The sequence below is a fragment of the Verrucosispora sp. WMMD703 genome (genome assembly GCF_049178935.1).
GTDB lineage: Bacteria > Actinomycetota > Actinomycetes > Mycobacteriales > Micromonosporaceae > Micromonospora > Micromonospora sediminimaris.
Genome location: NZ_JBMHMM010000004.1, coordinates 2438921 through 2463949, shown reverse-complemented (window position 1 = coordinate 2463949; position 25029 = coordinate 2438921). Strand labels below are relative to the sequence as shown.

The window sequence follows — 25029 nt, the reverse complement described above, 5'->3', positions numbered from 1 at the left end:
CCGTCCCCTCAGTCCAGCCACATCCGTTGCAGCATGTGCCAGTCTTCCGGATGCCGGGCGATGCCCGCCGCGAGACCGTCGGCGATCAGCTGGGTCAGCGACCGGACCCGCACGTCGAGGGTGCCCGCCTCGGGCCCCGGCACCGGCAGCGGGCCCACCAGCGAGGCGCACGCCGCATCCGGTTCGTACCACATCGACGCCACATACAGCGGCGCGCCGGTGCGCAGCGCGAGCAACGCCGGACCGGCCGGCATCCGGGTCCGGCCGCCGAAGAAGTCCACCTCCACGCCACGGGTGGAGAGATCCCGGTCGGCCAGCAGGGGCACCACCGTCCCGGCGGCCAGCCGGTCGGTCAGCACGTCGATCGCCGGCCGGGCACCGCCGTTGGTGGGCAGGATCTCCATGCCCAGGCCCTGCCGGAAGGCGACGAAGCGCTCGAAGACGCCCTCCGGCTTGAGCCGCTCGGCGACGGTGGACAGCGGCCAGCCGTTGGCGGCGACCCAGGCGCCGGCCGTGTCCCAGTTGCCGGCGTGTGGCAGCGCCACCACCGCGCCGCGCCCGGCGGCCACGTCCGCGGCGAGCACGTCGGCGCGGTCCAGCCGGAATCCGGCGAGGAGCTGCTCGCGGCTCAGGGCGGGCAGCCGGAACGCCTCCATCCAGTAGCGGGCGTACGAGCGCAGCCCCCGGCGGACCAGGTCGTCGAGTTCGGCCTCGGGCAGTTCCGGGCCAACCACGCGGCGCAGGTTTGCCCGTAGCCGGGTGGCGCCCGGGCCCCGGCGGCGGTGGGCATTGTCGGCCACGGCGTCGAACGCGGCGGCGGCGACCGACCGGGGCAGCACGCGGACCAGCCGCCAGGCGGCGGCGAACCCCAACTCGGTGAGGTTCACCGGATGCTCCGCCCGGCTGTGCCGCTCACCCGTGACCGCCCGGCACGTCGACCTGCTGGGCCTGCCGGTAGACGTGTCGCATCCGCTGGCCGACGGTGAACAGGGACACCGCCGCGAGCAGCCAGAGCGCGATCGGCAGCGCCACCGCCAGGCCGAGCCCGGCGAGCAGGCCGCCGACACCGACGATCAGCAGTCGCTCCGTACGCTCGGCGATGCCCACGTTGCAGGTCATCCCGAGCCCTTCGGCGCGGGCCTTGACGTACGACACGAGCCCGCCCGCGGCCAGGCAGATCAGCGCGGCGGCCACGCCCGCGTGGTTGCCCTCGGTGGCCAGGTAGAAGGCGACCGCGCCGAACACCGCGCTGTCGGCGACCCGGTCCATGCTGGAGTCGAGGAAGGCTCCGAACCGGGTCGACCCGCCGCTCATCCGGGCCATCGTCCCGTCGAGCAGGTCGGTGAGCGCGAAGACCGTCACGATCAGCGCACCGGCGACCAGATGGCCGCGGGCACCGAGGCCGAGCGCGCCGACGAGCACGCCCAGGGTGCCCGCGACGGTGACCGCGTTGGGAGTTACGCCCGCGCGCAGCAGGCTGCGGGCGATCGGCTCGACGACGCGGGTCATCCCCGCGCGGGCCGACACTTGGAAGATCTTCGCCATGGCGGTCCCACGATAACGGTCGGCCCTCGACCGGCGACACCGCCCGTCTGACCAGCCACGCTCAGCCGGCGCGGCGGCCCGCCCGGAGAGGGTTGTGTCGGCCCCCCATCGGGTGTGAGATCGAGCCAGAAGGTGACCCGGCTCACCCCGCCGCCTGTTGACTGCCCGGCTCCCAGCGAATCACCGGAGGATATCGCCGCAGCACCCCGCCCGGGCCATCCCCGTCGCGTGCGGCGGTCGCCACCCACCACCACCGGCTGAGGGAGGTGCGCCCGATGGCGCAGAGGAGTCAGGACAAGGGGGCCGCCGGCGTACCGGCGGTGACCGACCCCGCCAGGATCCGCAACGTGGTGCTCGTCGGGCATTCCGGGGCGGGCAAGACGACGCTTGTCGAGGCGCTGCTCGCGGCGTCCGGGACGATCCCGCGAGCCGGCTCGGTCACCGACGGCACCACCGTCTGCGATCACGATCCGGCGGCCGTACGCCAGCAGCGTTCGGTCGCCCTGGCCTGCGCGCCGCTGGTGCACGACGGGATCAAGGTCAACCTGCTGGACACGCCGGGCTATGCCGACTTCGTCGGTGAGCTGCGCGCCGGGCTGCGGGCCGCCGACGCCGCGCTCTTCGTGGTCTCCGCCGTCGACGGGATGGACGCGGCCACCGCGGCGCTCTGGGAGGAGTGCGCGGCGGTGGACATGCCCCGGGCGGTCGCGGTGGCCCGACTGGACCATCCGCGCGCCGACTTCGACGAGACGGTGGCGCTGTGCCAGCGGGTCTTCGGCGACAACGTGCTCCCGCTCTACCTGCCGATGCTCGGTGACGACGGCGAATCCACAGTCGGCTTGCTGGGGCTGATCACGCGGCGGGTCTTCGACTACACGGGCGGGCTGCCGTCACAGGTACGCGAACCCGACCCGGAGCACCTGCCGGCCATCGTCGAGTCCCGCAACGAGCTGATCGAGGGGATCATCGCCGAGAGCGAGGACGAGACCCTGATGGACCGGTACCTCGAAGGTGAGGAGATCGACGCCGGCATCCTGGTGGAGGACCTGGAGAAGGCGGTCGCCCGCGGTCACTTCTATCCGGTGGTACCGGTCTGCGCGGCGACCGGGGTCGGCCTGGACGCGTTGCTGGAGGTGCTCACCGCCGGTTTTCCCGCCCCGCCGGAGCACGCGCTGCCCGCGGTCACCGGGGTGGACGGCGCCCCACGGCCGCCGCTGACCTGCGACCCGGACGGCCCGCTGGTGGCCGAGGTGGTCCGGACCACCATCGACCGGCATGTCGGGCGGGTCTGCGTGGTCCGGGTCTTCTCCGGCACGCTGCGTCCCGAGCAGACCGTGCACGTGTCCGGGCACGGCCTGGCCGAACGCGGGCACCCCGACCACGACGCCGATGAGCGGATCGCCCATCTCTACAGCCCGCTCGGCGCCACCCTCCGGGAGGTCGGCGTGGCGGTGGCCGGTGACATCTGCGCGATCACCAAGTCCGGCAGCGCCGAGACCGGCGACACCATCTCCGCCAAGGACAATCCGCTGCTGATCGCGCCGTGGGAGATGCCGGAGCCGTTGCTGCCGGTGGCGATCGTGGCGAAGTCCCGATCCGACGAGGACGCCCTGGCCCGCAACCTCGGCCGGCTGGTGGCCGGCGACCCGACGATGCGGCTGGAGCGCAACCCGGAGACCCACCAACTGGTGCTGTGGTGCATGGGCGAGGCGCACGCCGACGTGGTCCTCGACCGGCTGCGCGCGGGCGGGGTGGAGTTGGACACCGAGCCGGTGCGGGTGGCGCTACGGGAGACGCTTACCGTGCCGGCCCGGGGGCACGGCCGGCACGTCAAGCAGTCCGGAGGCCATGGTCAGTACGCCGTCTGCGACATCGAGGTGGAGCCGCTGCCGCGCGGTGGCGGCTTCGAGTTCGTCGACCGGGTGGTCGGCGGCGCGGTGCCGCACAACTACATCCCCTCGGTGGAGAAGGGGGTACGCGCCCAGATGGAACGCGGCCTGGTCGCCGGCCACCCGGTGATGGACCTGCGGGTCACCCTGGTCGACGGCAAGGCGCACAGCGTGGACTCCTCCGACGCGGCGTTCCAGACCGCCGGGGCGCTGGCCCTGCGCGACGCCGCCGACCGGGGGCAGCCGGCGCTGCTGGAGCCGGTCGACGAGGTGACGGTGCGGGTGCCCGACGTCAACGTGGGCGCGGTGATGGGCGACCTGTCCGGGCGACGCGGCCGGGTGCTCGGCACCGAACCGGACCCGGCCACGGAGGGCCGCACCCTGGTACGCGCCGAGGTGCCCGCCACGGAGTTGCTGCGCTACGCCGTGGAGTTGCGGGCGATGACCTCCGGCGCCGGCACCTTCCGGCGCCACTTCGTCCGCTACGACCCGATGCCCGTCCACCTGGCCGACCAGATCCGCAAGGAGCACACCTGACCCGGACGGTGTCCGGTCGGGCCCGAGGCGACTCCGGTCAGGGACGGGCGGTGGGAAGCATGGGGCTGGGCCAGTAGGGGCGGTCGGCCTCCCGTAGCGCGGCGGCCCGCACGGCGGCGAGCTGCCGTTCCACCTCGGCGAAGTGGTCGGGGGCGAGCGGGCCGAGAGCGAGCGCGGCGGCGTTCTCCTCGACCTGGGCGACGGTACGGCAGCCGGGGATCGGGATGGCCCGGTCGCTGCGCGCCCAGATCCAGCCCAGCGCCCCCTGGGCCAGGGTGCGTCCGTCGGCGGTCAACGTGGCCCGGACCGCGTGCACCCGGCGCAGCCACTCCGGCGCCGGCCGCCCGCCCCGGAACCACTCCAGCCAACCCGAGGTCATCCCCCGCACGTCGTCGCGGGGCAGCACCGACTCGGGGCGGTACTTGCCGGTGAGCAGCCCCATGCCGAGCGGGCCACGGTTGATGCTGGCCAGGTCGTACTTCTCGCAGACGGCGAGCAGGTCGGGTGCGTCCCGCAGCACCGACAGGCTGTGCTGCACGGCGGCGGCGTGCGGGGCATCGTGCCCGAAGGCCGCCGCCCGGTCGACCCGGTCGGTGCTCCAGCCGTACGCGCGGACCAGACCGTCGGCCACCAGGTCCTCCAACGCGCCGATCAGCTCGTGAGCCTGTGGCATGGGCAGGTCGGCCAGGTGCAGCTGGTAGAGGTCGATCCGGTCGGTACCGAGGCGGCGCAGCGAGTCGCACACGGCCCGCCGCAGGTACGCCGGTGAGGCGTCGGGACCGATGGCCTGCCGGGTCCGCTCGTCGAACGTGTATCCCCACTTGGTGGCGATCACCGCCTCGTCACGGCGGCCGGCCAGGGCCCGTCCGAGGACCCGTTCGCCGTGTCCCGCGCCGTAGCTGTCGGCGGTGTCGAAGAGGGTCACCCCGAGGTCGACCGCGCGCCGGATCGCCCGCACCGACTCCTCGTCGTCGACGGCGCCCCAGCCCAGCGGCATGCGCCCCTCGGCCCACGGGCCGGCGATCGCCCAGCAGCCCATGCCCAGGGCGCTGACCTCGATGCCGCTGCGGCCCAACGTCCGCGTCGACTCCACCACCGGCGCATCGTGCCATCTTTCGGACAGACGTTGACGAAGATCCAGCACGATCATCCGTACGGGTCCGGTGTGCGTACGGATCACCCGGCTGGAGGCGGGATCCGGGCCGTTTCGTCCACTCCCGCGCCACGCCGCGAGCGACCTGCGGATGGCCCCGGGAAGCCGCTGTCCGACGTATCCCCTTCGCTCTGCTTACTGATACGCATCGACTTCACTGCGTAACCTCCGCGTGGGTTGAAGCAGAGCAAAGGGCGCGAACCAAGGGCTGCCACCGCCGGGGCGACACGGCGCGAAACACGAGCGGGAGACGGCGCGGCGCCGGAACGGCGAGGGTGGCGCGGCGCGGACGGGAGGTGGGCTGTGGTCAGGAGGGCCAGGCGCGGGCGAGCAGGTCGCGGGTGTCGCCCAGCAGCTGCGGCAGGACCTTGGTACGCCCGATCACCGGCATGAAGTTGGCGTCACCACCCCACCGGGGCACCACGTGCTGGTGCAGGTGGGCGGCGATGCCGGCACCGGCCACCCCGCCCTGGTTCATGCCCAGGTTGAAACCGTGGGCGCTGCTCACCTTGCGGATGACCCGCATGGCGGCCTGGGTGAACGACGCCAGCTCGGCGGTCTCCGGCCCGTCCAGGTCGGTGTAGTCGGCCACGTGCCGGTACGGGCAGACCAGCAGGTGCCCCGGGTTGTACGGGTACAGGTTGAGCACCACGAAGACGTGCCCGCCACGCGCCACCACGAGGCTCTCCTCCGGGGGCCGGGCCGGGGCCAGGCAGAACGGGCACCCGGAGGGTCGCTCGTAACCACCCTCGGGCCGGTCCTCGCCGGAGATGTACGTCATCCGGTGGGGCGTCCAGAGCCGGTCCAGCCCGTCGGCCATGTCCCTGTCGGTGTGCTCCTCCGCCCCAGTCACACCGGCGATCCTACGGCCCCGCCCGGCCGTCACATCTCGGCGGAGGGGCCCGTGTTGCTCCGGGAGGTGACCACGTCCAGGACGTGGCTGACCGCCTCGGCCAGTGGCACCCCGTTGCGCTGGGAGCCGTCCCGGTAACGGAAGGAGACGGTGCCGGCGGCCACGTCGTCGTCGCCGGCGATCACCATGAAGGGGATCTTCTGCTGCTGCGCGGTACGGATCTTCTTCTGCATCCGCTCGTCACCGGCGTCGACCTGGGCCCGGATGCCCTCGGCGCGCAGCGCGGCGACGAAGCCGTGCAGATAGTCGGCGTGGTCGTCGCGGATCGGGATGCCGACCACCTGCACCGGGGCCAGCCAGGCCGGGAACGCCCCCGCGTAGTGCTCGGTGAGCACGCCGAAGAACCGCTCGATCGAACCGAAGAGCGCCCGGTGGATCATGACGGGCCGCTGCCGGGTGCCGTCGGCGGCCTGGTACTCCAGGCCGAACCGCTCCGGCTGGTTGAAGTCGACCTGGATGGTGGACATCTGCCAGGTCCGGCCGATGGCGTCCTTGGCCTGCACGGAGATCTTGGGACCGTAGAACGCGGCGCCACCCGGATCCGGCACCAGTTCCAGGCCGGAGGTCTCGGCGGCGGTGCGCAGCGCCTCGGTGGCCTCGGCCCAGTCCGCGTCGGAGCCGATGAACTTCGGCGAGTCGTCGCGGGTGGACAGCTCCAGGTAGAAGTCGTCCAGGCCGTAGTCACGCAGCAGGTCCAGCACGAACGACAGCAGGGTGGTCAGCTCGCCGGGCATCTGCTCCCGGGTGCAGTAGATGTGCGAGTCGTCCTGGGTCAGCCCGCGTACCCGGGTGAGGCCGTGCACCACACCCGACTTCTCGTAGCGGTAGACGGTGCCGAACTCGAACAGCCGCAGCGGCAGTTCGCGGTAGGACCGTCCGCGCGACCGGAAGATCAGGTTGTGCATCGGGCAGTTCATCGCCTTGAGGTAGTACTCCGCCCCCTCCAACTGCATGGGCGGGAACATCGTGTCGGCGTAGTACGGCAGGTGGCCCGAGGTCTGGAAGAGCTGCGCCTTGGTGATGTGCGGGCTGTTGACGAACTCGTACCCCGCCTCCTCGTGCCGGCGACGCGAGTAGTCCTCCAGTTCCCGGCGGATGATGCCGCCCTTGGGGTGGAAGACCGCGAGGCCCGAGCCGATCTCGTCGGGGAAGCTGAACAGGTCGAGGTCCGCGCCGAGCTTGCGGTGGTCGCGGCGGGCGGCCTCCTCCAGCAGCTTCAGGTACGCCTTCAACCCATCGCGGGTCGGCCACGCGGTGCCGTACACCCGCTGCAACTGCGGGTTCTTCTCCGACCCACGCCAGTACGCGGCGGCCGAGCGCATCAGCTTGAACGCGCCGATCAGCCGGGTGTTGGGCAGGTGCGGCCCCCGGCACAGATCCGACCAGCAGACCTTGTCCTCGTCGGCGGCGAGGTTGTCGTAGATGGTCAGCTCGCCGCCGCCGACCTCCATCACCTCGGAGGAATCCAGTCCTTCGCCCTTGACGTCGATCAGCTCCAGCTTGAACGGCTCGGCCGCCAGCTCGGTCTTCGCCTCGTCCAGGCTGTCGAAGCGGCGACGCCGGAACCGCTGCCCCGACTTGATGATCTCCTGCATCCGCTTTTCCAGCTTGGCCAGGTCGTCGGGCTGGAACGGCTTGTCCACCGCGAAGTCGTAGTAGAAGCCGTTGTCGATCGGCGGGCCGATGCCGAGCTTCGCCTCGGGGAAGATGTCCTGCACCGCCTGGGCCAGCACGTGTGCCGTGGAGTGGCGCAGCACGTTCAGCCCGTCCGGGGAGTCCAGCGCGACCGGCTCGACGGTCGTCTCCTCGGCCGGTCGCCAGTCCAGGTCGCGCAGCACGCCGTGCGGGTCGCGGACCACCACGATCGCCCGGGGGCCGTTGGTGGGCAGCCCGGCCGCGGCCACCGCGTCGGCCGCCGTGGTCCCGGCGGCGACGACGACGGGGTCGGCCACGGCGGGGGTACGGGGTGCGGACACGGATGACTCCTCGCAGCAGACGTGACGGATGGTGCCGATGCCGGCGCACTGATGCTATCGGGCGCCCCGGGCGTCGCCGTCGTCGACACCGACAGCAGACGATTGCCGGCACCGTTGAACCTTTCCGGCCCGGGATCCGAACTACCAGGTGTGGCCGGAGCCGGTTCCGGCCGCGTGGACACGGATGGGAACCCAGATGGCGATGACGCACGGCCGCAGCCGTCGACGCCGGGGCGTGCTGGTGGCCGCCCTGGCCACGGCCGTGGTGCTGCTCTGGCCCGCCACGGCGTGGGCCGACGGGGTGACGTTCACCCCGGCCGAGGCTCAGCAGGGCAACGCGGTGAAACTCGAATTCGTGGTGCCCGACGAACGGCCCGGTGTCCGGACCGAACAGATCGAAATCAAGATCCCCGAGAACCCGCCGATCGCCGAGGTGTACCCGCTGTCGGTCGAGGGCTGGGCACCGACGATCACCACCCGGAAGCTGGACCGGCCGGTGTCCGGCATGCACGGCCCGGCCACCGACGTGGTGACCGCCTCGCTGATCTGGTCGCGGGCGAAGGACCAGGCGGGCGAGGGGCCGGCCCGGCTGGTGTTCTCGATGGCCCCGCTGCCGCAGACCGAACGGCTGACCTTCGAGCTGGTGCAGACGTACGCCGACGGCCTCCAGGTGCGCTGGGGCGGCGGCCCCGGCCAACGGCCGTTGCCGGCGCTGACGCTGCTGCCGGGCGATCCGGCCTACCCGGGTGCGCACGGTGGGCACGGTGCGGCCCCCGGCGGCGCAGCGCCCGCCGAGGCTCCGCCCACCACCACCGCCACCTCCGATGGTGGTCCGAACGCCAACAGCCTGCTCGCCGCCGGGCTGGTCGCCGGCCTCGGCGGCGGCGCGGTGGTGGGTTGGCTGATCAGCCGCCGACGGCGCGCGACGACCGAGGAGATCGACCGTTCGGTGCTCGACGAGGAGCGGCCCGGCGAGCAGCCGGCAGCCAGCGCCGAGGCGGACGACTCCGGTGCGGCGGGAACGCCCACGGGTGCCGGTTCCGAGACGGTCGAGGCGGGCGCCCGGCGGTGAACGGCGGGCGCGGCACGTCCGGGTCAGCCGACCCAGTCGGGTAGCGGCTCCCGGGCGGCCAGCCAGTCGGCGGGCACCCCGCCGTCGGTGGCGACCCCGGTGTACGCGGCGACGATCCCCCCGGCGATGGCGGCGGTGGTGTCCACGTCACCACCCGCCTCGACGCAGGCGCGTACCGCGGCCGGGTAGTCGTCCAGGTGGGTGGCGGCGACCCAGCAGGTGAAGGCGACGGTGTCCGGCGCGGTGACGCGGGACCCGTTGCCGAGCGTGTCCACCGCCTCCGGCAGCGGACGGCCGAGCAGCCCCGCCGCCCGGCGTACCCCCCGGTGCACCTCGGTCGCCGGGTCGACCGCGGCGGCGACGCTGGCGAGCAGGCGCTCCGGGTCCGGCCGGTCGCCCTCCAGCCGGGCCCGGGCGGCTCGGGCGGCGGCCACCGCCACCGCCACGGCACCGGCGATCCCCTCCGGGTGGGCGTGGGTCACCTCGGCCGATGCCTGTGCCTGCGCGACCACCCGGCTGGTCGAGTCGGCGAAGTACGCACCCAACGGGGCGACCCGCATCGCCGCCCCGTTGCCGCAGGAGCCCTGCCCGTCGAACGCGGACGCGGCAGCGACCGGCCACGGGGTGCCGGTCCGGATCAGGCGCAGGATGCGCACCGCTCCGGGGCCATAGCCGCGGTAGGGCTCGCAGCGTCCGGCGAAGTCGAGGGCCAGGCTGTCCCGGTCGATCCGGCCGGCCGCGGCCAACTGGGCCAGCACCGAGCAGGCCATCTCGGTGTCGTCGGTCCACTGCCAGGGCGGTGGCGGGAGCCGGTCGGCGGCCAGGTCGGCGGGGTGCCGGCCGGGTACGAAGAACTGGGAGCCGAGGGCGTCGCCGACGGACAGGCCGGCGAGGCTGTCCCGGGCCAGGGCCAGGCGGGTGTCTGGATAGAGGGTGAACGTCATGGTCGCACCAGCTTGGCGGGTACCCGGGGTGGGCCGCAATGACGCCACACTTGCCGCCCCGAGTACCGTGCTTGGGTGGCCACCGTCCTCCTGGTCGAAGACGATCACGTCGTACGCGGCGCGATGCTTCGCTCCCTCACCGACCGGGGTCACGCCGTACACGCGGTGGGCACCGCCCTGGACGCGCTGCGCCGGGTTGCCGCCGAGACACCGGACCTGGTGGTGCTCGACCTCGGCCTGCCGGATCTGGACGGCTCAGACGCGTTGCGGATGCTCCGGGGCATCACCGACGTGCCGATCATCATCGCCACCGCCCGCGACGACGAGCAGTCCGTGGTCAAGCTGCTCCGGGCCGGCGCGGACGACTACATGATCAAGCCGTTCACCGGCGCGCACCTGGACGCCCGAATCACCACCGTGCTGCGCCGCGCGGGCCGGGCCAGCCGCTCCGCCCAGCCGGCCGTGCACAGCGTCGGCGGGCTGAAGGTGGACGTCGGCGAGCGCAGCGCCCACCTCGACGGTGCGGCGCTGGCGCTGACCCGCAAGGAATTCGACCTGCTGGCGTATCTCGCCGCCCGCCCTGGCCGGGTAGTGTCCCGGCGGGAACTCTTGGAGGAGGTATGGCGGCAGCCATCGGTCGGCGAGGATCAGACCATCGACGTTCACCTGTACTGGCTACGGCGCAAAATGGGCGAGTCCGCGGCGAAGCCGCGCTACCTGCGCACCGTGCGGGGGGTGGGCTTCCGGCTGGTGGCGCCGGACTGAGAAGGGCGCTGGCCCTCTGGACGGCCGGTGTGGGCACTCTGCTGGCGCTGGCTTTCCTGGTGCCGCTCGGGCTGACCCTCGGCGGGCAGGCACGCGAGGAAGCGATCGCCGACGCGGCCCGGCGCAGCGCGCTGGTGACCGGGGCCCTGGCGATCAGCACCGACGCGAAGGTGGTCACCCGGGCGATCGAGGCCAGCGGCGGCGACCCGGCCACCCGGCCCGTCGTGCACGGGCTCGACGTGGACTCCTCCGCCGGACGGGCCGACGCGGCGCACCTGGCGCAGGCCCGGGAGCAGGGCCGATCGTTGGTCGTCGACGTCGACGGCGGGGTGTTGCGGCTGGATCCGGTGGTGCTTGGCGAGCAGACCGCCGTGGTGGAGGTCTTCGTCCCGGATGCCGCGCTCGACGCCGGTGGCGGCCGGTGGTTGCTGCTGGCCGGGGTGGCCGTCGCGTTGGTGGGTGCCGCGATGCTGGTGGTGGACCGGCTCGCCGCCCGGGCGGCCGACGCGAGCCGGGCCCTGGTCAAGGCGTCGCTCGCCATCGGCGACGGCGACCTGGGGGTACGCGTGGAGCCGCATGGCCCGCGCGAGCTGGTCCAGGCCGGCCACGCGTTCAACCGGATGGCGGAACGGTTGGTGGCGGCGCGCACCGAGGAGCGGGAACTGGTGGCGGACCTGTCCCACCGGCTGCGTACCCCGTTGACCGTGCTGCGGCTGGACGCCGAGGCGCTGGAGTCCGACGACACGAGTGTCGGCTCGTTCAGTCAGGCAGAGTTGGACTACCGGCGCGGCATCCGACGCATCCGGCAGGCGATCGTCACCCTGGAGGGTGAGATCGACGTACTGATCAAGACCACCCGTAAGGCGGTGGCGACCGAGGCCGCGCCACCGGCGATGTGCGACGTGAGCGAGGTCGTCCGGGACCGGATGGTGTTCTGGGCCGCCCTCGCCGGTGACCAGAACCGTCCGCACCGGGTCTCCGGCGCCCAGTTGCGTATTCCCGCGCCGGTCCCCCGCGCCGAGCTGGCTGCCGCCCTGGACGCCGTGATCGGCAACGTGTTCCGCTACACCCCACAGGGCACCGCGTTCGAGGTGGCGGTGTCGCGCCGCGACGGATACGTGGCCATCCGGATCGACGATGCCGGTCCCGGTATCGCCAACCCGGACCGGGCGCTGCGACGCGGCGCCAGCGACCAGGGCTCCACCGGGTTGGGGCTGGACATCGCCAAGCGGGTGGCGTTGCAGGCCAACGGCTCGGTCAGCATCGACCGGGCCCACCTGGGCGGGGCGAGTGTGGTGATGCTGCTGGCCGACCCGGAGGCTACGCCGCGCCAGGTCAGCCGGTTCGGCCTGGTGGGCCGGATGGCGCGGGAGAGTCGGGACCAGAAGGCCCGTGGACGCCGCTGGCCCCGGCAGCGCCCGACGGACGGCTGACCGTCAGGCGCTCCGGGTAGGGAGCCGATCGCCTCGGGCTGTGCGACGGCACAAGTCTTTCTTAGATCCGAATTAACCAGGTTCCGCCCGACCGGTCCGGCTGACAGGATCGCTGCGAACCGAGCAGTTCCACCGGCCTATCGCTCCCAGCGCATTCGGCCGGTGGAGCCGTGCGCGCGGCGGGAGACACGGTCCCCCCACACCTCCTCCCGCCGCGCGCCACCTGGCCGGACGCGGTCGAGCTGACCGTCGGGGGGCACCGACCCCGCACCCGCCGCAGGGTGCGGCGGCGTCAGCCGCGCCGGTTGGCGAGGTAGGTGTCGATCTCGGCGAGGATCCGCTGCTTGCCGGTCCCGTCGAGGAAGGACGCGGTCACCGCGTTACGGGCCAGCGCGGCCACCCCGTCCGGGCCGATGTCGAGCAGCCGGGCCGCGACCGCGTACTCGTCGTCCAGGGTGGTGCCGAACATCGGCGGGTCGTCGGAGTTGATGGTCACCAGCACTCCCGCGTCGACCAGCCGGCGCAGCGGGTGCTCGTCGAGGTCGGCCACGGCCCGGGTACGCACGTTCGACGTCGGGCAGACCTCCAGCGCGATCTGTTGCTCGGCCAGGTACGCGAGCAGTCGCGGATCCTGCGCGGCGGAGATGCCGTGGCCGATGCGTTCGGCGCCCAGCTCGTGCAGCGCGTCCCAGATCGTCTGCGGGCCGGTGGTCTCCCCGGCGTGCGGCACCGACCGCAGCCCGGCCGCGCGGGCCTGGTCGAAGTAGGGCTTGAACTGCGGCCTCGGCACACCGATCTCCGGGCCGCCGAGGCCGAAGCTGATCAACCCGTCGGGGCGCTCGTCGAGCGCGATCCGCAGGGTCTCCTCGGCGGCCGGCAGGCCCGCTTCGCCGGGAATGTCGAAGCACCAGCGCAGCTCGATGCCGAAGTCGGCGGCGGCCCGTTTGCGGGCGTCCTCGATCGCCTCGCAGAACGCCGGCGCCGCAATGCCGCGCCGTACGTGGGAGTAGGGCGTCACGGTCAGCTCGGCGTAGCGGACCTGCTGGCGGGCCAGTTCCCGGGCCACCTCGTGGGTGAGGATCCAGACGTCCTCCGGGTCGCGAATCAGGTCGACCACGCTGAGGTACAGATCGATGAAGTGGGCGAAGTCGCGGAAGACGAAGTAGTCGGCAAGCAGTTGCGGGTCCGCCGGGACGGGGCTGCGTCCCTCGTGCCGGGCGGCCAGCTCGGCCACGATGCGGGGCGAGGCGGAGCCGACGTGGTGCACGTGCAGCTCCACCTTGGGCAGTCCGGCGATGAAGGAACGCAGGTCGGTCACGAGTTCTCCTGGGCGGAACCGGTACGGGCGACGAGAAAGATCCGTCGGAACGGGAAGTACACCTGGCCGTGCCGCACCGGGTACGCCTCGCTCAGGCGTACCGCCAGCGCGGCCCGGAAGGCGGACCAGCCGGCCGGGTCGAGCGCCGCCCGGACCGGGCGCAGGGCGGTGCCCTCCAGCCAGGTCAGCACGGGGTGGGCCGAGTCGGGACCGGCCGCCAGCAGGTGCACGTAGGTAGTCTCCCAGGCGTCGACGGTGCAGCCGACGGCGACCAGCGACTCGGCGTAGTCGGCCGGGTCGGCGACCGGCGCTTCGCGCAGCAGCGGGGTCAACGCCGCCCGCCACGGCGGGTGGCCGGCGACCTCGCGCAGCGCCCGGTGCGAGGGCGCGTCGAAGTTTCCCGGCACCTGCACCGCCAGCCAGGCGCCGGCCGGCAGCTCGGTGGCCCAGCGGACGAGCAGGTCACGGTGGCCGGGGACCCACTGGAGCACCGCGTTGCTGAGCACCACGTCGTTGTCCGGGTCGGGACGCCAGTCGCGGACGTCAGCCACCTGGAAGCTGACCGGGACGTCAAGCGCGGTGGCCCGCGCGATCATCTCCGGCGAGGAGTCCAGGCCGACGACCCGGCTGTCCGGCCAGCGGGCGGCGAGCACGGCGGTGAGGGTGCCGGGACCGCAGCCGAGGTCGACCACCCGCCGGGGGTGGTCGGCGTCCACCCGGGCCAGCAGGTCGTGGAAGGGCCGGGACCGTTCGTCGCCGTAGCGCAGGTATGCCGTCGGATCCCACATGACCGCCCCACCCCCATCGCAAACCGTACGTCCGTCTTGTTGACCGTACGGCCCGGCCCGTGCCGGAGGCAAGCCGGGTCACTAGGCTCACCTCATGGAGCAACGCACGTTCCCCCGAATGGATCGCCAGGTCGGTGTGGTCGGGCTCGGCGCCTGGCAGCTCGGCGCCGACTGGGGCACGGTGACCGAGGACGACGCGATCGCGGTGCTGACCGCCGCGGTCGAGGCCGGGGTCACCTTCCTGGACACCGCCGACGTCTACGGCGACGGGCGCAGCGAACAGCTGATCGGACGCTTCCTGGCGGCGCACCCCGACGCCGGGCTGACGGTGGCGACCAAGATGGGCCGACGGGTGGCACAGACGCCCGAGGCGTACACCCTGGACAACTTCCGCCGGTGGACCGACAGGTCCCGGACCAACCTCGGCATGGACACGCTGGACCTGGTGCAGCTGCACTGCCCGCCGACGGCCGTCTTCGCCACCGACGAGGTCTTCGACGCCCTCGACACCCTGGTGGCCGAGAAGCGGATCGCCGCGTACGGCGTCAGCGTGGAGACCTGCGACGAGGCGCTCACCGCGATCGCCCGGCCCGGGGTGGCCAGCGTGCAGATCATTCTCAACGCGCTGCGCCACAAGCCGCTCGAACGCGTGCTGCCGGCCGCCTCGGCCGCCGGGGTCGGCATCATCGCCCGCGTCCCGCTGGCCAGTGGCCTGCTCTCCGGCCGGTACGACGAGCACACCACCTTCGCCGCCGACGACCACCGCAACTACAACCGGCACGGCGAGGCGTTCGACGTCGGCGAGACGTTCTCCGGGGTGGACTTCACCACCGGCCTGGCCGCCGTGCGACGGATCGCCCCGCTGGTCGGCGAGGACCGCACGATGGCCCAGTTCGCGCTGCGCTGGGTGCTCGACCAACCGGGCGTCACCGTGGTCATTCCGGGCGCCCGCGACGCCACTCAGGCCCGCGGCAACGCCGCCGTGGCCGGCCAGCCAGCACTGTCCTCTGAGGAACTTGCCGAGGTGGCGGCGGTCTACGACGACCTGATCCGACCCCAGGTGCACCACCGATGGTGAGCGGCGCGCCCGGCGGCGGCCCGTCCGGCGGCCCCGCCGGTGCGCCCGGCGGCGGCCCGTCCGGCGGCCCCACCGGTGCGCAGCCAGGTGGCGGGCCACAGCAGAGGGAGACCGCGATGAACGGTTGGCTCCGACTCACACTCGGTCTGCTGGCCGTGGTCGTGGGTGCGGTGTGGACGGTGCAGGGCCTCGGTTACGTCGAGGGCAGCGTGATGACCGGCCAGCGGATCTGGGCGGTACTCGGTCCGTTGCTGATCCTTGTCGGTCTGGCCCTGCTCTGGCTCGGCGTACGCGCCCGCAACCGCCGTTGAGGCCAACGCACCAATCATGCGGAAAGCCCCGCGTCCATCCGGGACGCGGGGCTTCGCACTGATTCGGGACTGCCTCGCCACTGGCCGGCGGTCGCCGACCGGTGCCTCAGAGGGGGCGGACCTGCTCGGCCTGCGGACCCTTCTGGCCCTGGGCGATTTCGAACTCCACCCGCTGGTTCTCCTCCAGCGTGCGGTAGCCGCTGGTCTGGATGGCCGAGAAGTGGACGAACACGTCAGCACCCCCGCCGTCGACGGTGATGAAGCCGAAGCCCTTGTCAGCGTTGAACCACTTCACGGTTCCCTGCGCCATGTGTATCTCCTTCTAAAACTGGCGGCCGAGCACACCGTGCGGCCGGTTGGCCGTTTTTGAGCAGCGGTGCCTGAGGCGGCCCCCAATGAAGGAGACTTCTCTCAACCCACGCCATCTCTCAACAGCGTGGAACAGCTTAACCACGTACGCAAAAACTCTGCACAGCCTAACCGACGAAATTCTCCGACATGTGACCTGAGGGATGCGTGAGATCCGTCGTGGGCGGAGGCGGTGGGATAAGGCGAAAGGCCCCCTCACCGGCAACTGGTGAGAGGGCCTTGGCATGGACGTTCAGTCCGGCCAGCTACCGGTGATCCGGCGGACGCCGACCGCACCACCTCGGTCGACGGCCGCCCGGACGACCGAGAAAATGGCTCCCTGCAAGGCAGCCGCCGCCAGGATCTCCCCCCAGCGGCGGTCCTCGTCGGTCGGGTTGGGCGCCTCACCGTCACCGGCGGTCATCTTCCACACCTGGCGGAAGACCGCGCCCGCGATCGCACCGGCGGCGAAGCCCATCAGCACGCCCACCGGCTTGTAGGCGGCCCTGCCGATTCCCTTGCTCACGCACGCCTCCCTCTAATGATCATCAACACCACGGCGGTGGCGACCGCACCGGCCGCGAGCGCGATGAACGGAGCGGGCCCCTGCCGACCCGGTCCCTGCTGGTGGAGACCGGCCTGGGCGCGTACCCGGGCGACGGTCACCGCAGCCTGCTCACGTACCCGCTCGCGTGCCTGGTCCGCCGAGGACTTCAGTCGCTTCTTGACGTCGGCCTTGGCGGCCAGCGCCTCCATCGTCTCGCCCAACTCGACGCGGGTGCGCCGGATCTCCTCCCGCAGCGCCTCCGTGTCACCCGTACCGTTGCCTGTCATGCCCGTCCCCTGTCCTTCACCGCAGCGCTGACCACGTCGACGTCGGCTCGCAGGCTGCGCACGGTCGCCTCGGGCACCGGCGGGACCGCGCGACTGACCCGGCGCTTGCCGATCAGCGCGAGCACTCCGGCGACCAGGAACAGGGCCACCGCCACGATCAGGGCGGCTGCCCACGCCGGCAGCACCAGGGCCAGCAGGAGGATCGCGGCGGTCACCAGTGCCCCCAGACCGAAGAAGGCGAGGGCGCCACCGCCTGCGAACAGCCCGGCACCGATGCCGGCCTGCTTACCCTTCTCGGTCAGCTCGGCGCGGGCCAGTGCGAGTTCGTCCCGAACCAGGCGCGAGACCTGCTCGGTCGCCCGCTGGACCAGTTCGGCGGTGGACGGCTCCGTCCCGTTGTGGGACATGCGCCCGTTGTGGGACGTACGGGCATTCGCCACGTCAGCCATGCTGTCCCCCTCTCGTCATCACCGCGCTGTATGCCCGGAGTCGCCGCTCGTCAATCCTGTTCCCGAAAAAGGGGGCAGAAGCGTCGGGCAGCACGTCCCCGCCGAACGCCGCGCCAAACCTCCACATCCGAGTGGATAACGAGGTGGTCAGCGGCGAGGTTCGGCGGGCTCCCGAGGTTCGGCGGGCTCGTCCGGGCCGACGAAGGCCTCGTTGCGGGCGTGGCCGTCGTCGCTGCCACCGAAGAGCCGGGCGTCGTCGGGCATCTCGGCCTCGGCCTGTCGCCGCGTCGCGTGGCGCGGCTGGATCCACTGCCACGCCAGGTCGCTCGCGCCGTCGCCGACCTCCGTACGCAGTCGGGGCATCGCGGTGGGACGGTGATCGCGTACCCACGCCACCAGCTGCTCCCGCACGAGGCAGCGCAGGTCCCACAGCGCGCCCGCGTTGGCGGCACTCACCAGCGCGCGAACCTTGATCGTCCCGCCGGTCGCGTCGGTGACCTGGAGGACACAGACCCGGCCGTCCCACAGTTCGGTGCTCTCGACCAGCCGGCGTAGCTCCTCGCGCATGGCCTGCACCGGGATCGACCAGTCGACCTCGAACTCGGCGGTGCCAAGGACCTTCGCCTCGGTACGGGTCCAGTTCTGGAACGGCTTGCTGGTGAAGTAGGAGGTGGGCAGGATCAACCGCCGGTCGTCCCAGATCTGCACCACCACGTAGCTGAGGGTCAACTCCTCGATCCGACCCCACTCCCCCTCGATCACCACCACGTCGTCGAGGCGTACCGCGTCGCTGAAGGCGAGTTGCAGGCCGGCGAAGACGTTGCCCAGCAGGCTCTGCGCGGCCAGGGCGGCGACGACACCGACCACACCGGCGCTGGTCAACACACCGGCACCGATCCCCCGCACGGCGGGGAAGGTCATCAGCATCACGCCGAGGGTGATGACGACGATCACCACGATGGTCACCCGACGCAGCATCACCACCTGGGTGCGTACCCGCCGGGCGTGCCGGTTGTCCGGCACGTCCACCCGGAACCGGGCGAGCGCGGTGTCCTCTACCACCACCAGCAGCGAGGCGACCAGCCAGGCCGCGGTGGCGATGACGGCGAGCACCAGCAGGTGCAGCAGTGCCTGACGCCAGCCGGTGCCGATCGCGTACCCGGTGCTGAACCGGACGGCGAACTGCACGGCGAGCACCGTGGCGGCGACCTGGAACGAGCGGTGCGCGTGCTGGGTCAACTCGGTCAGCAGCAGTGACTTGCGGCCCCAGCGACGGGTGAGGCGGTGCACCACCTCGACCACGGCAAGAGCGATCGCCGCCGCGGCGAGCGCGGCGACGACCGTCACGAGGTAGCTGTGCACGTGTTGCTTCTCCTTCCGGCCCGACGACGATCCCCGGTGGTGGTGTCCGGCGTGCGGGCAATCAAGATCCGGCAAAGGGGCAATGGTGCCCTGGATTGCCGGCCCCGGCCACCGCGGGGGTGGCCGGGGAGGAGAAGGTCATACCTTGCGGTAGCGGGACTGGAGGAAGCAGTAGACGCCGAAGGCGGCGATACCCAGCGCGATGAGGATGAGCAGGATGGTGCCGAACGACTGGTCACGCAGGGTCCGAAGCGCGGCGTCCAGACCGCGGGCCTTCTCCGGGTCGTAGTTCACCGCGGCCAGTATGACCAGCAGGCCGGTGACGGCGAAGGCGACACCCCGGGAGGCATAGCCGGCCATGCCGAGCCGACGGGCGAGCTGCCGGGTCTTGGCGTTCATCTCGCCGGTCTTCAACCGCTTCATGAACTTCTTCTTGAGGCCGTAGATCGTCATGCCGACACCAATGCCCGCGAGGACGAGGCCGGCGAGGCCGACCAACCACCGACCGCCGGTGGACTCCATCATCCGGGCGGTCAGGTCCTCCTGCTGGGAGGCGCTGTCGGAGTTGGCGTTGGAGAAGACCCGCCAGGCGGTCCAGGCCAGCCAGAGGTAGATGACGGTGCGGGCGGCGGAGATGATCCGCTCCTTGAGCCGGTCGTTACCCCGCTCGGTGTGGTGCCCGACGGCCGCCTCCAGGGCCTGCCAGATCGCCATGGCGAGCATGCCCACGGCGATGGCGATGACCAGGAACTGACCCATGGGTTGCGCGGCGAGGGTACGCAGCGCGCCGGACTGGTCGCCGTCGTCGGACGAATTGCCGAACGCGATCTGCAGCGCCAGCCAGCCGAACAGCAGGTGCACGATCCCGTAGCCGATGAAACCGGCCCGGGCGAGGAGTTCCAGCCACCGGCTGTCGGCCGTACGGGCGGCGGTGGCTTCGGCGTTCCGGGTAAGAGGCATGGCGCCTCAATCTCCGAACGCGAAGATTTCCAAACGTGCTGGCCGCCGCCCGGACGCCATCAGCCGCCGTTACGGGCGATGCGGACCTTCACCTCGCTGTCGGTGACGCTGTCCAGGGTGACCGCGAGACCACCGACGTCGGCCGCCTGCTGGCCGACCGTCAGGGAGAGCTGCTCGCCGCCCACCTCGATGGTGACCACGTCGTCCTGTGCCTCGACCAGACGGGCCTCGACGCCGAGGATGTTGGCCCGGGCGTCCACGCCCCGGTCGAAGGTCACCGTGCAGGCGTCCAGCCCGCAGTCGGTGCTGGCGCCCTCGGAGCTGCACCCGGCCAGCAGGGCCGCGCCGAGCGCGAGACCGGCCAGCAGGCCGGCGAGTCGGGTGGGGGTGCCACGGCGGGGGGTGAGCGGGGGCTTGCCGGCGGGGGATCGGTTCGTCACGCCGTCAAGCGTACGAGACCCCGGCGAACCGACCAGCCGGTCCGACCGGCGATGGACAATGCAGGGGTGAGCATGCTGGTCGAGGACAATCCCGCCAAACACCGCTACGAGATCCTGGTCGACGACGCGCTCGCCGGCTTCACCGCGTACCTGCCCCGCGAACAGGTGCTGATCTTCACGCACACCGAGGTCGACTCGGCCTTTCAGAACATGGGCGTCGGTTCGGCGTTGATGCGGGGCACCCTGGACCAGGTCCGCGCGCAGGGGCAGCGGGTGGTGCCCCGCTGCCCGTTCATGGCCGCCTTCATCGAACGCCACCCGGAGTACGCCGACCTGGTCACCAGCCCGGACTGACGGCGCCGCCGGCGAGCAACTCGGCCGCGGCCCGACCGGCCGCCCGGGTGGCGCCGTGGGTGGCGACGTGCACCGCGCCGGTGACCAGCGCGGGCACCCCGAGTTCGACGACCACCGCGTCGGGGCGGACGGCCAACGCCCGGTCGACCGCGTCCCGCATCCAGGCGTGCCGGTGCAGGTCGCGCACCACCAGCACCAGCGGCCGGCCGGTGGCGTCGGCGGCCAGGTCGGCCGGCACCGAGTTCTCGACGTACCGGACGCTCGTGGTGCCCGGCACGAGAGCGGCCAGCGGCGCCGCCACCCCCCAGGGGGTCTCCGACCCGATCGCGATGTTGTGCGGCGGCTGAAACTCGACCACGTGCGACGGGCCGGTCAGCGGCAACGAGGTGGCCGAGGCCCCGCACCTGGTGATCCGGACGGCCAGCCGGGCCGCCGCCAGCCCGACCGTCGAGCCGGCCGTGGCGACCGGCGTCCCGGAACGGCCGGCACGCGCCGCCACCGTCCAGGCAGCGAGTTGGCCGACCCGCTTGGCCGCCTCGGCCAGCCGCTCCTCGGGCAGCTCACCGGCGACCACCGCGTCGACGATCGCGTCGCGCAGGTGCCGGGCCGTCTCCTCGTCGGCGTGCTCGCCGCCCACACAGATCGCGTCCGCCCCGGCGGCCAGGGCACGCACCGCCGCACCGGCGAAACCGTAGCGGTCGGCCACCGCGCCCATCTCCACCGCGTCGGTCACCACGACTCCGTCGAAGCCCATCTCCTCGCGCAGCAGGCCACCCAGGATGCGGTCGCTCAGCGTCGCCGGCAGGTCGGCATCCAGGGCGGGCACCAGCAGGTGCCCGGTCATCACGGCCTGGACGCCCGCCGCCACGGCAGCCCGGAACGGGGCCAGTTCCACCGCGTGCAGCCGGGCCCGGTCGGCGTCGATGCGAGGCAGGTCGTGATGGGAGTCGACGCGGGTGTCACCGTGGCCGGGAAAGTGCTTCGCGCAGGCGGCGACGCCACCGGACTGCAGGCCGCGTACCCAGGCGGTGGTGTGCCGGGCGACAAGCGACGGATCCGCGCCGAACGAGCGGACACCGATCACCGGGTTGTCCGGGTTGGAGTTGACGTCGACGTCCGGCGCGTAGTTCAGGGTGATCCCGGCGGCGGCCAGTTCCACGCCGAGGTCGCGGGCCACCTGCTCGGTCAGCGCCGGGTCGTCCACCGCGCCGAGCGCCAGGTTGCCCGGGCGGGAGCTGCCCCGGCCGGACTCGATCCGGGTCACGTCACCCGCTTCCTCGTCGATGGCGACGATCACGTCCGGCCGTTCCGCGCGCAGCGCCGCGGTCAGCTCGGCGACCTGCCCGGGATCGACGACGTTACGGCTGAACAGCACCACCGAGCCGAGCCCGTCGCCGAGCCAGCGGCAGATCCAGGTAGGTGGGACGGTGCCGACGAAACCGGGTTGCAGGACCGCGGCCGCCAGGGCCGCCAGGTTTGCGTTGCGCTCAACTCGATCGCTCATGACGGCACTCCGCTTCGCTGCGTGCCGCCATGAGGCACCACCGCGCTGAATTGATGATTCGCTCGCTGCCGCTCGCTCATTCGGCGCTGTACCCCCGCGTGTTCCGCCGTGGACTCCCGCCGGCCGGCGGTGCAGACATGGTCACACCGCGCCACTCAATAGTCAATAAACCTTACAGTTGCCTTGGGAGCGCTACACCGCGACAGTGCGGGTATGGACCCCGTGCTACTGGCCGACGCGACGAGCCCGGCCGACGTCCCCGGCGTACGCCTGCTCGGCCTGGTGGTCGGCGGCCTGCTGCTGCTCCTCGCCATCCGCGCGATGTTCCGCCGCTGACCGCCCGTCAGGTGTGACCGGCGGCGGCCCGGGTACCGCCTGCCCCACAGGCATCAGCGGGGCCGAAGGGGCGAAAATGAAGATCGGATACTTCCTGTCCACCGAGGAGTACGCGCCGGCCGAACTGCTCGACCAGGCCCGGGCCGCCGAGCGGGCCGGCTTCGAGGCGCTGTGGATCTCCGATCACTACCACCCCTGGATCGACGCCCAGGGGCAGAGCCCCTTCGTCTGGTCGATGCTCGGCGCGCTGAGCCAGGTCTGCCGGCTGCCGGTCACCACCGCCGTCACCTGCCCGACCGTACGCATCCACCCGGCGGTGCTCGCCCAGGCCGCGGCGACCAGCGCGGTGCTGCACTCCGGCCGGTTCGTCCTCGGGGTGGGCTCCGGGGAGGCACTCAACGAGCACATCCTCGGCGACCACTGGCCGCAGGCCGGCGTCCGGCTGGAGATGCTGGAGGAGGCGGTCGAGGTGATGCGCAAGCTGTGGCGCGGCGGCTTCGTCAACCACCACGGCCGGCACTACCAGGTGGAGCACGCCCGGATCTACACGCTGCCCGAGACTCCCCCGCCGATCTACGTGTCCGCGTTCGGTCCGAAGGCGGTGGACCTGGCCGCGCGGATCGGCGACGGGTTCGTCAACACCATGCCCGACGCCGACCTGGTGCGCCGGTTCCGGGACAACGGCGGCGGCGACAAGCCCTGCCAGGCAGGTTTCAAGGCCGCGTACGCGTCGACGGTCGAGGAGGGTATGCGGCTGGCGTACGAGCGCTGGCCGACCGAGGCGATCCCCGGTGAGCTGCTTCAGGTCCTGCCCTCGCCCCGGCACTTCGAGCAGGCCGCCACGCTCGTGGATCCGGAGGCGATGCGCGACGCGTTCGTCTGCGGCAACGACGCCGACGCCCACCTGGCGAAGATCGACGCGTACGCGAAGGCGGGTTTCGACGAGCTCTACGTCGCCAACACCGGGCCGAACTGGCCGGGGCTGCTCGACCTGTACCAGCGCGAGGTACTTCCCCGGGCACGCTGATCAACTCGGGTTTCGGCGCGGAGGCTCCCGGGTACCTGCGGCCTTCGATGAAGCTGACCACGCACTCGATGTCGTTGCGCCGCGCCGCGCGCAGTCTGTTCGGTTGGACCGCCCTGCGGCCCAACCAGTTGGCCGCGATGCGGGCCGTGATGCGCCGCCGCGACGCCCTGGTGGTGCTGCCCACCGGCGCCGGCAAGTCGGCGATCTACCAGATCCCGGCCAGCCTGATCCCCGGCCCGACCGTGGTGATCTCACCACTGCTGGCACTCCAGCAGGACCAGATCGCCGCGCTCAACGAGCGGCAGCGCTCGGAACTGCGAGCGGTCCGGATCAGCTCGGACGAGACCGCGGCCCAGCAGGCCGAGGCGATCGCCGAGATCCGCGACGGGCGGGCCGAGTTTCTCTTCATCACTCCGGAGCAGTTGGCCAACCCCGATCGGCTGGCCGAGGTCCGGGACCTCAAGCCGGCGCTGGTAGCGATCGACGAGGCGCACTGCATCTCCGCCTGGGGCCACGACTTCCGCCCGGACTACCTGGCCCTCGGGCAGCTCATCGAGGGCATCGGCCGGCCACCGGTGGTCGCGCTGACCGCCACCGCCTCCCCACCGGTACGCGACGACATCGTCGACCGGCTGCGGCTGCGCAAGCCCGAGATCGTGGTGTCCGGGCTGGACCGTCCCAACCTCTTCTTCGAGGTGGCGCACTGCCCCACCGAGGACTACCGGTGGCGGCGGCTGATCGCCCTGCTGCGCGACGACAAGCGGCCCGGCATCATCTATGTGCCCACCCGTCGCGCCGCCGAGGAACTGTCCGCCCGGCTGACCGACGCGGGCTATCCCGCGCAGTACTACCACGGCGGGATGCCGGCCAACGCCCGTGCCCGGCTGCACGAGGCGTTCCTCGCCGACCAGGTGCCGATCATGGTGGCTACCTCGGCGTTCGGCATGGGCATCGACAAGCCGAACATCGCCTGGGTGGTGCACATGGCGCTGCCCGACTCGCCGGACAGCTACTTCCAGGAGATCGGTCGGGCCGGTCGCGACGGCGAGCCGGCCCGGGTCCTGTTGCTCTGGCAGGCCGAGGACGTCGGGCTGCAGCGTTTCTTCAGCGGTGGCCTGCCGGACGCCACCGAGCTGCGCGATCTGGCCGCGTTGCTGCGCAAGGAACCGACCACCCGCAAGGAGCTGCGCGAGGTGACGGGGCTCGGTCCGCGCAAGCTCGGGCAGTACCTCGCCCTGCTCGAACAGGTCGGTGCCGCCCAGCAGGCGGCGGGACAGCGCATCGGCGCACCCCGTTACGCCCCCACTCCGGTCGACGCGGCGGCGGCCGCGGTGGCCGAGGCGGAACGGCAGCAGAGCCTGACCCGTTCGCGTACCGACATGATGCGCGCCTTCGCCGAGACCAGCGCCTGCCGGGGACAGACGTTGCTTGCCTACTTCGGCGAGCAGATGACCGAGATCTGCGGGCACTGCGACAACTGCCACGCCGGCACCAGCGTGCCCGACGACGGCTCGGTGGGCCCGTTCCCGGTACACAGCCAGGTGCGGCACGCCGAGTGGGGCTCCGGCCTGGTGCTCAGCTACGAGGAGGATCGGATGACGGTCCTGTTCGACGAGGTCGGGTACAAGACGTTGTCGGTGAGCGTGGTGTCCGAACAGGGTCTGCTCACCCTGGACTAACCTGATCCGGCCGC

26 protein-coding genes are annotated in these 25029 nt (G+C 72.1%); 10 read left to right on the top strand and 16 right to left on the bottom strand.

From position 1 onward, the window contains the following. Positions 1-8: 8 nt before the first annotated feature. Entirely contained in the window at positions 9-887 is an 879-nt protein-coding gene (locus ACN26Z_RS11840; RefSeq protein ID WP_282239199.1) for a phosphatidylinositol mannoside acyltransferase, read from the bottom strand. Positions 888-912: 25 nt separating this feature from the next. Beyond that, positions 913-1545 carry a phosphatidylinositol phosphate synthase gene (gene pgsA, locus ACN26Z_RS11835; RefSeq protein ID WP_210935171.1) on the bottom strand — a complete coding sequence of 211 codons (633 nt, stop codon included), beginning with the start codon at positions 1543-1545 and terminating at the stop codon, positions 913-915. 275 nt (positions 1546-1820) lie between these two features. Here pgsA and ACN26Z_RS11830 point away from each other — a divergent pair, with 275 nt between their 5' ends. Next, entirely contained in the window at positions 1821-3971 is a 2151-nt protein-coding gene (locus ACN26Z_RS11830) for an elongation factor G-like protein EF-G2 (protein WP_421461170.1), read from the top strand. Positions 3972-4008: 37 nt separating this feature from the next. Here the strand turns inward: ACN26Z_RS11830 and ACN26Z_RS11825 are convergent, their stop codons facing one another. The 3 genes from ACN26Z_RS11825 to thrS form a co-directional block, all read right to left on the bottom strand. Then, positions 4009-5010 (bottom strand): aldo/keto reductase, encoded by a 1002-nt coding sequence (locus tag ACN26Z_RS11825; RefSeq protein ID WP_373870674.1) that lies wholly within the window; start codon positions 5008-5010, stop codon positions 4009-4011. 421 nt (positions 5011-5431) lie between these two features. Beyond that, positions 5432-5944, bottom strand: a complete 513-nt coding sequence (locus ACN26Z_RS11820; RefSeq protein ID WP_170863440.1) for an HIT family protein — start codon at positions 5942-5944, stop codon at positions 5432-5434. 62 nt (positions 5945-6006) lie between these two features. Next, the gene (thrS, locus tag ACN26Z_RS11815) at positions 6007-8013 is read right to left on the bottom strand and encodes a threonine--tRNA ligase (RefSeq protein WP_093404541.1); all 2007 of its coding nucleotides are present in this window, start codon (positions 8011-8013) and stop codon (positions 6007-6009) included. Between the two features lie 196 nt (positions 8014-8209). On the opposite strand from thrS, the gene ACN26Z_RS11810 reads away from it, so the two are divergent. After that, positions 8210-9085, top strand: a complete 876-nt coding sequence (locus tag ACN26Z_RS11810) for a DUF1775 domain-containing protein (RefSeq protein ID WP_396886627.1) — start codon at positions 8210-8212, stop codon at positions 9083-9085. A 23-nt stretch (positions 9086-9108) separates the two neighbouring features. On the opposite strand, the gene ACN26Z_RS11805 is transcribed toward ACN26Z_RS11810, so the two are convergent. After that, the gene (locus ACN26Z_RS11805) at positions 9109-10029 is read right to left on the bottom strand and encodes an ADP-ribosylglycohydrolase family protein (RefSeq protein ID WP_093404546.1); all 921 of its coding nucleotides are present in this window, start codon (positions 10027-10029) and stop codon (positions 9109-9111) included. Between the two features lie 75 nt (positions 10030-10104). On the opposite strand from ACN26Z_RS11805, the gene ACN26Z_RS11800 reads away from it, so the two are divergent. Beyond that, positions 10105-10794: a response regulator transcription factor gene (locus ACN26Z_RS11800; protein ID WP_093404550.1), complete on the top strand. Its 690-nt coding sequence runs from the start codon at positions 10105-10107 to the stop codon at positions 10792-10794. A 29-nt stretch (positions 10795-10823) separates the two neighbouring features. Next, entirely contained in the window at positions 10824-12227 is a 1404-nt protein-coding gene (locus tag ACN26Z_RS11795; protein ID WP_170863431.1) for a HAMP domain-containing sensor histidine kinase, read from the top strand. A 292-nt stretch (positions 12228-12519) separates the two neighbouring features. On the opposite strand, the gene ACN26Z_RS11790 is transcribed toward ACN26Z_RS11795, so the two are convergent. Further along, a complete protein-coding gene (locus ACN26Z_RS11790; RefSeq protein ID WP_396886626.1) occupies positions 12520-13545 on the bottom strand; it encodes an adenosine deaminase in 1026 nt (341 codons plus the stop codon). Beyond that, positions 13542-14333, bottom strand: a complete 792-nt coding sequence (locus tag ACN26Z_RS11785) for a trans-aconitate 2-methyltransferase (protein ID WP_421461166.1) — start codon at positions 14331-14333, stop codon at positions 13542-13544. Before ACN26Z_RS11785 ends, ACN26Z_RS11790 begins: the two co-directional genes overlap by 4 nt. A gap of 94 nt (positions 14334-14427) precedes the next feature. On the opposite strand from ACN26Z_RS11785, the gene ACN26Z_RS11780 reads away from it, so the two are divergent. Together ACN26Z_RS11780 and ACN26Z_RS11775 are read left to right on the top strand one after the other, a co-directional pair. Then, positions 14428-15411 (top strand): aldo/keto reductase, encoded by a 984-nt coding sequence (locus ACN26Z_RS11780; RefSeq protein WP_093404558.1) that lies wholly within the window; start codon positions 14428-14430, stop codon positions 15409-15411. 116 nt (positions 15412-15527) lie between these two features. Further along, entirely contained in the window at positions 15528-15722 is a 195-nt protein-coding gene (locus ACN26Z_RS11775) for a hypothetical protein (protein WP_093404560.1), read from the top strand. Between the two features lie 106 nt (positions 15723-15828). Here the strand turns inward: ACN26Z_RS11775 and ACN26Z_RS11770 are convergent, their stop codons facing one another. From ACN26Z_RS11770 to ACN26Z_RS11740, 7 genes are all read right to left on the bottom strand, one after another. Continuing rightward, a complete protein-coding gene (locus tag ACN26Z_RS11770) occupies positions 15829-16032 on the bottom strand; it encodes a cold-shock protein (RefSeq protein WP_011905669.1) in 204 nt (67 codons plus the stop codon). A gap of 291 nt (positions 16033-16323) precedes the next feature. Next, a complete protein-coding gene (locus tag ACN26Z_RS11765; protein WP_093404563.1) occupies positions 16324-16596 on the bottom strand; it encodes a DUF4235 domain-containing protein in 273 nt (90 codons plus the stop codon). Continuing rightward, on the bottom strand, positions 16593-16904 hold the full coding sequence (locus ACN26Z_RS11760) for a DUF3618 domain-containing protein (protein ID WP_093404565.1): 312 nt from the start codon (positions 16902-16904) through the stop codon (positions 16593-16595). The genes ACN26Z_RS11765 and ACN26Z_RS11760 overlap by 4 nt, the downstream gene beginning before the upstream one ends. Then, positions 16901-17353 (bottom strand): phage holin family protein, encoded by a 453-nt coding sequence (locus ACN26Z_RS11755; protein WP_210935192.1) that lies wholly within the window; start codon positions 17351-17353, stop codon positions 16901-16903. The genes ACN26Z_RS11760 and ACN26Z_RS11755 overlap by 4 nt, the downstream gene beginning before the upstream one ends. Before the next feature lie 147 nt (positions 17354-17500). Further along, entirely contained in the window at positions 17501-18715 is a 1215-nt protein-coding gene (locus ACN26Z_RS11750) for a mechanosensitive ion channel family protein (protein ID WP_093404570.1), read from the bottom strand. A 138-nt stretch (positions 18716-18853) separates the two neighbouring features. Then, the gene (locus tag ACN26Z_RS11745) at positions 18854-19675 is read right to left on the bottom strand and encodes a DUF1206 domain-containing protein (RefSeq protein ID WP_093404573.1); all 822 of its coding nucleotides are present in this window, start codon (positions 19673-19675) and stop codon (positions 18854-18856) included. Between the two features lie 59 nt (positions 19676-19734). Further along, a complete protein-coding gene (locus ACN26Z_RS11740) occupies positions 19735-20115 on the bottom strand; it encodes a hypothetical protein (RefSeq protein ID WP_093404575.1) in 381 nt (126 codons plus the stop codon). A 72-nt stretch (positions 20116-20187) separates the two neighbouring features. On the opposite strand from ACN26Z_RS11740, the gene ACN26Z_RS11735 reads away from it, so the two are divergent. Continuing rightward, positions 20188-20469 carry a GNAT family N-acetyltransferase gene (locus ACN26Z_RS11735; RefSeq protein ID WP_282240554.1) on the top strand — a complete coding sequence of 94 codons (282 nt, stop codon included), beginning with the start codon at positions 20188-20190 and terminating at the stop codon, positions 20467-20469. Here the strand turns inward: ACN26Z_RS11735 and ACN26Z_RS11730 are convergent. After that, entirely contained in the window at positions 20453-21973 is a 1521-nt protein-coding gene (locus ACN26Z_RS11730; protein WP_421461163.1) for a glycoside hydrolase family 3 protein, read from the bottom strand. The genes ACN26Z_RS11735 and ACN26Z_RS11730 overlap by 17 nt on opposite strands. A 213-nt stretch (positions 21974-22186) precedes the next feature. Here ACN26Z_RS11730 and ACN26Z_RS11725 point away from each other — a divergent pair, with 213 nt between their 5' ends. The 3 genes from ACN26Z_RS11725 to ACN26Z_RS11715 all read left to right on the top strand — a co-directional run bounded on the left by ACN26Z_RS11725 (position 22187) and on the right by ACN26Z_RS11715 (position 25015). Then, positions 22187-22309 carry a hypothetical protein gene (locus tag ACN26Z_RS11725; RefSeq protein ID WP_275415498.1) on the top strand — a complete coding sequence of 41 codons (123 nt, stop codon included), beginning with the start codon at positions 22187-22189 and terminating at the stop codon, positions 22307-22309. A 76-nt stretch (positions 22310-22385) separates the two neighbouring features. Further along, positions 22386-23336 (top strand): TIGR03557 family F420-dependent LLM class oxidoreductase, encoded by a 951-nt coding sequence (locus ACN26Z_RS11720; protein WP_421461160.1) that lies wholly within the window; start codon positions 22386-22388, stop codon positions 23334-23336. Between the two features lie 47 nt (positions 23337-23383). Further along, a complete protein-coding gene (locus ACN26Z_RS11715) occupies positions 23384-25015 on the top strand; it encodes a RecQ family ATP-dependent DNA helicase (protein WP_421461158.1) in 1632 nt (543 codons plus the stop codon). Positions 25016-25029 lie beyond the last annotated feature (14 nt).

Bases quoted from the DNA above. Each gene is read 5' to 3' on its own strand.
- ACN26Z_RS11820 (WP_170863440.1), bottom strand. From the start codon at position 5,944: ATGGCCGACGGGCTGGACCGGCTCTGGACGCCCCACCGGATGACGTAC.
- ACN26Z_RS11830 (WP_421461170.1), top strand. From the start codon at position 1,821: ATGGCGCAGAGGAGTCAGGACAAGGGGGCCGCCGGCGTACCGGCGGTG.
- ACN26Z_RS11745 (WP_093404573.1), bottom strand. From the start codon at position 19,675: ATGCCTCTTACCCGGAACGCCGAAGCCACCGCCGCCCGTACGGCCGAC.
- ACN26Z_RS11725 (WP_275415498.1), top strand. From the start codon at position 22,187: ATGGACCCCGTGCTACTGGCCGACGCGACGAGCCCGGCCGACGTCCCC.
- ACN26Z_RS11730 (WP_421461163.1), bottom strand. From the start codon at position 21,973: ATGAGCGATCGAGTTGAGCGCAACGCAAACCTGGCGGCCCTGGCGGCC.
- ACN26Z_RS11755 (WP_210935192.1), bottom strand. From the start codon at position 17,353: ATGGCTGACGTGGCGAATGCCCGTACGTCCCACAACGGGCGCATGTCC.
- ACN26Z_RS11775 (WP_093404560.1), top strand. From the start codon at position 15,528: ATGAACGGTTGGCTCCGACTCACACTCGGTCTGCTGGCCGTGGTCGTG.
- ACN26Z_RS11785 (WP_421461166.1), bottom strand. From the start codon at position 14,333: ATGTGGGATCCGACGGCATACCTGCGCTACGGCGACGAACGGTCCCGG.
- ACN26Z_RS11805 (WP_093404546.1), bottom strand. From the start codon at position 10,029: ATGACGTTCACCCTCTATCCAGACACCCGCCTGGCCCTGGCCCGGGAC.
- ACN26Z_RS11770 (WP_011905669.1), bottom strand. From the start codon at position 16,032: ATGGCGCAGGGAACCGTGAAGTGGTTCAACGCTGACAAGGGCTTCGGC.
- ACN26Z_RS11760 (WP_093404565.1), bottom strand. From the start codon at position 16,904: ATGACAGGCAACGGTACGGGTGACACGGAGGCGCTGCGGGAGGAGATC.
- ACN26Z_RS11715 (WP_421461158.1), top strand. From the start codon at position 23,384: ATGAAGCTGACCACGCACTCGATGTCGTTGCGCCGCGCCGCGCGCAGT.
- ACN26Z_RS11780 (WP_093404558.1), top strand. From the start codon at position 14,428: ATGGAGCAACGCACGTTCCCCCGAATGGATCGCCAGGTCGGTGTGGTC.
- pgsA (WP_210935171.1), bottom strand. From the start codon at position 1,545: ATGGCGAAGATCTTCCAAGTGTCGGCCCGCGCGGGGATGACCCGCGTC.
- ACN26Z_RS11720 (WP_421461160.1), top strand. From the start codon at position 22,386: ATGAAGATCGGATACTTCCTGTCCACCGAGGAGTACGCGCCGGCCGAA.
- ACN26Z_RS11810 (WP_396886627.1), top strand. From the start codon at position 8,210: ATGGCGATGACGCACGGCCGCAGCCGTCGACGCCGGGGCGTGCTGGTG.
- ACN26Z_RS11825 (WP_373870674.1), bottom strand. From the start codon at position 5,010: ATGGGCTGCTGGGCGATCGCCGGCCCGTGGGCCGAGGGGCGCATGCCG.
- ACN26Z_RS11735 (WP_282240554.1), top strand. From the start codon at position 20,188: ATGCTGGTCGAGGACAATCCCGCCAAACACCGCTACGAGATCCTGGTC.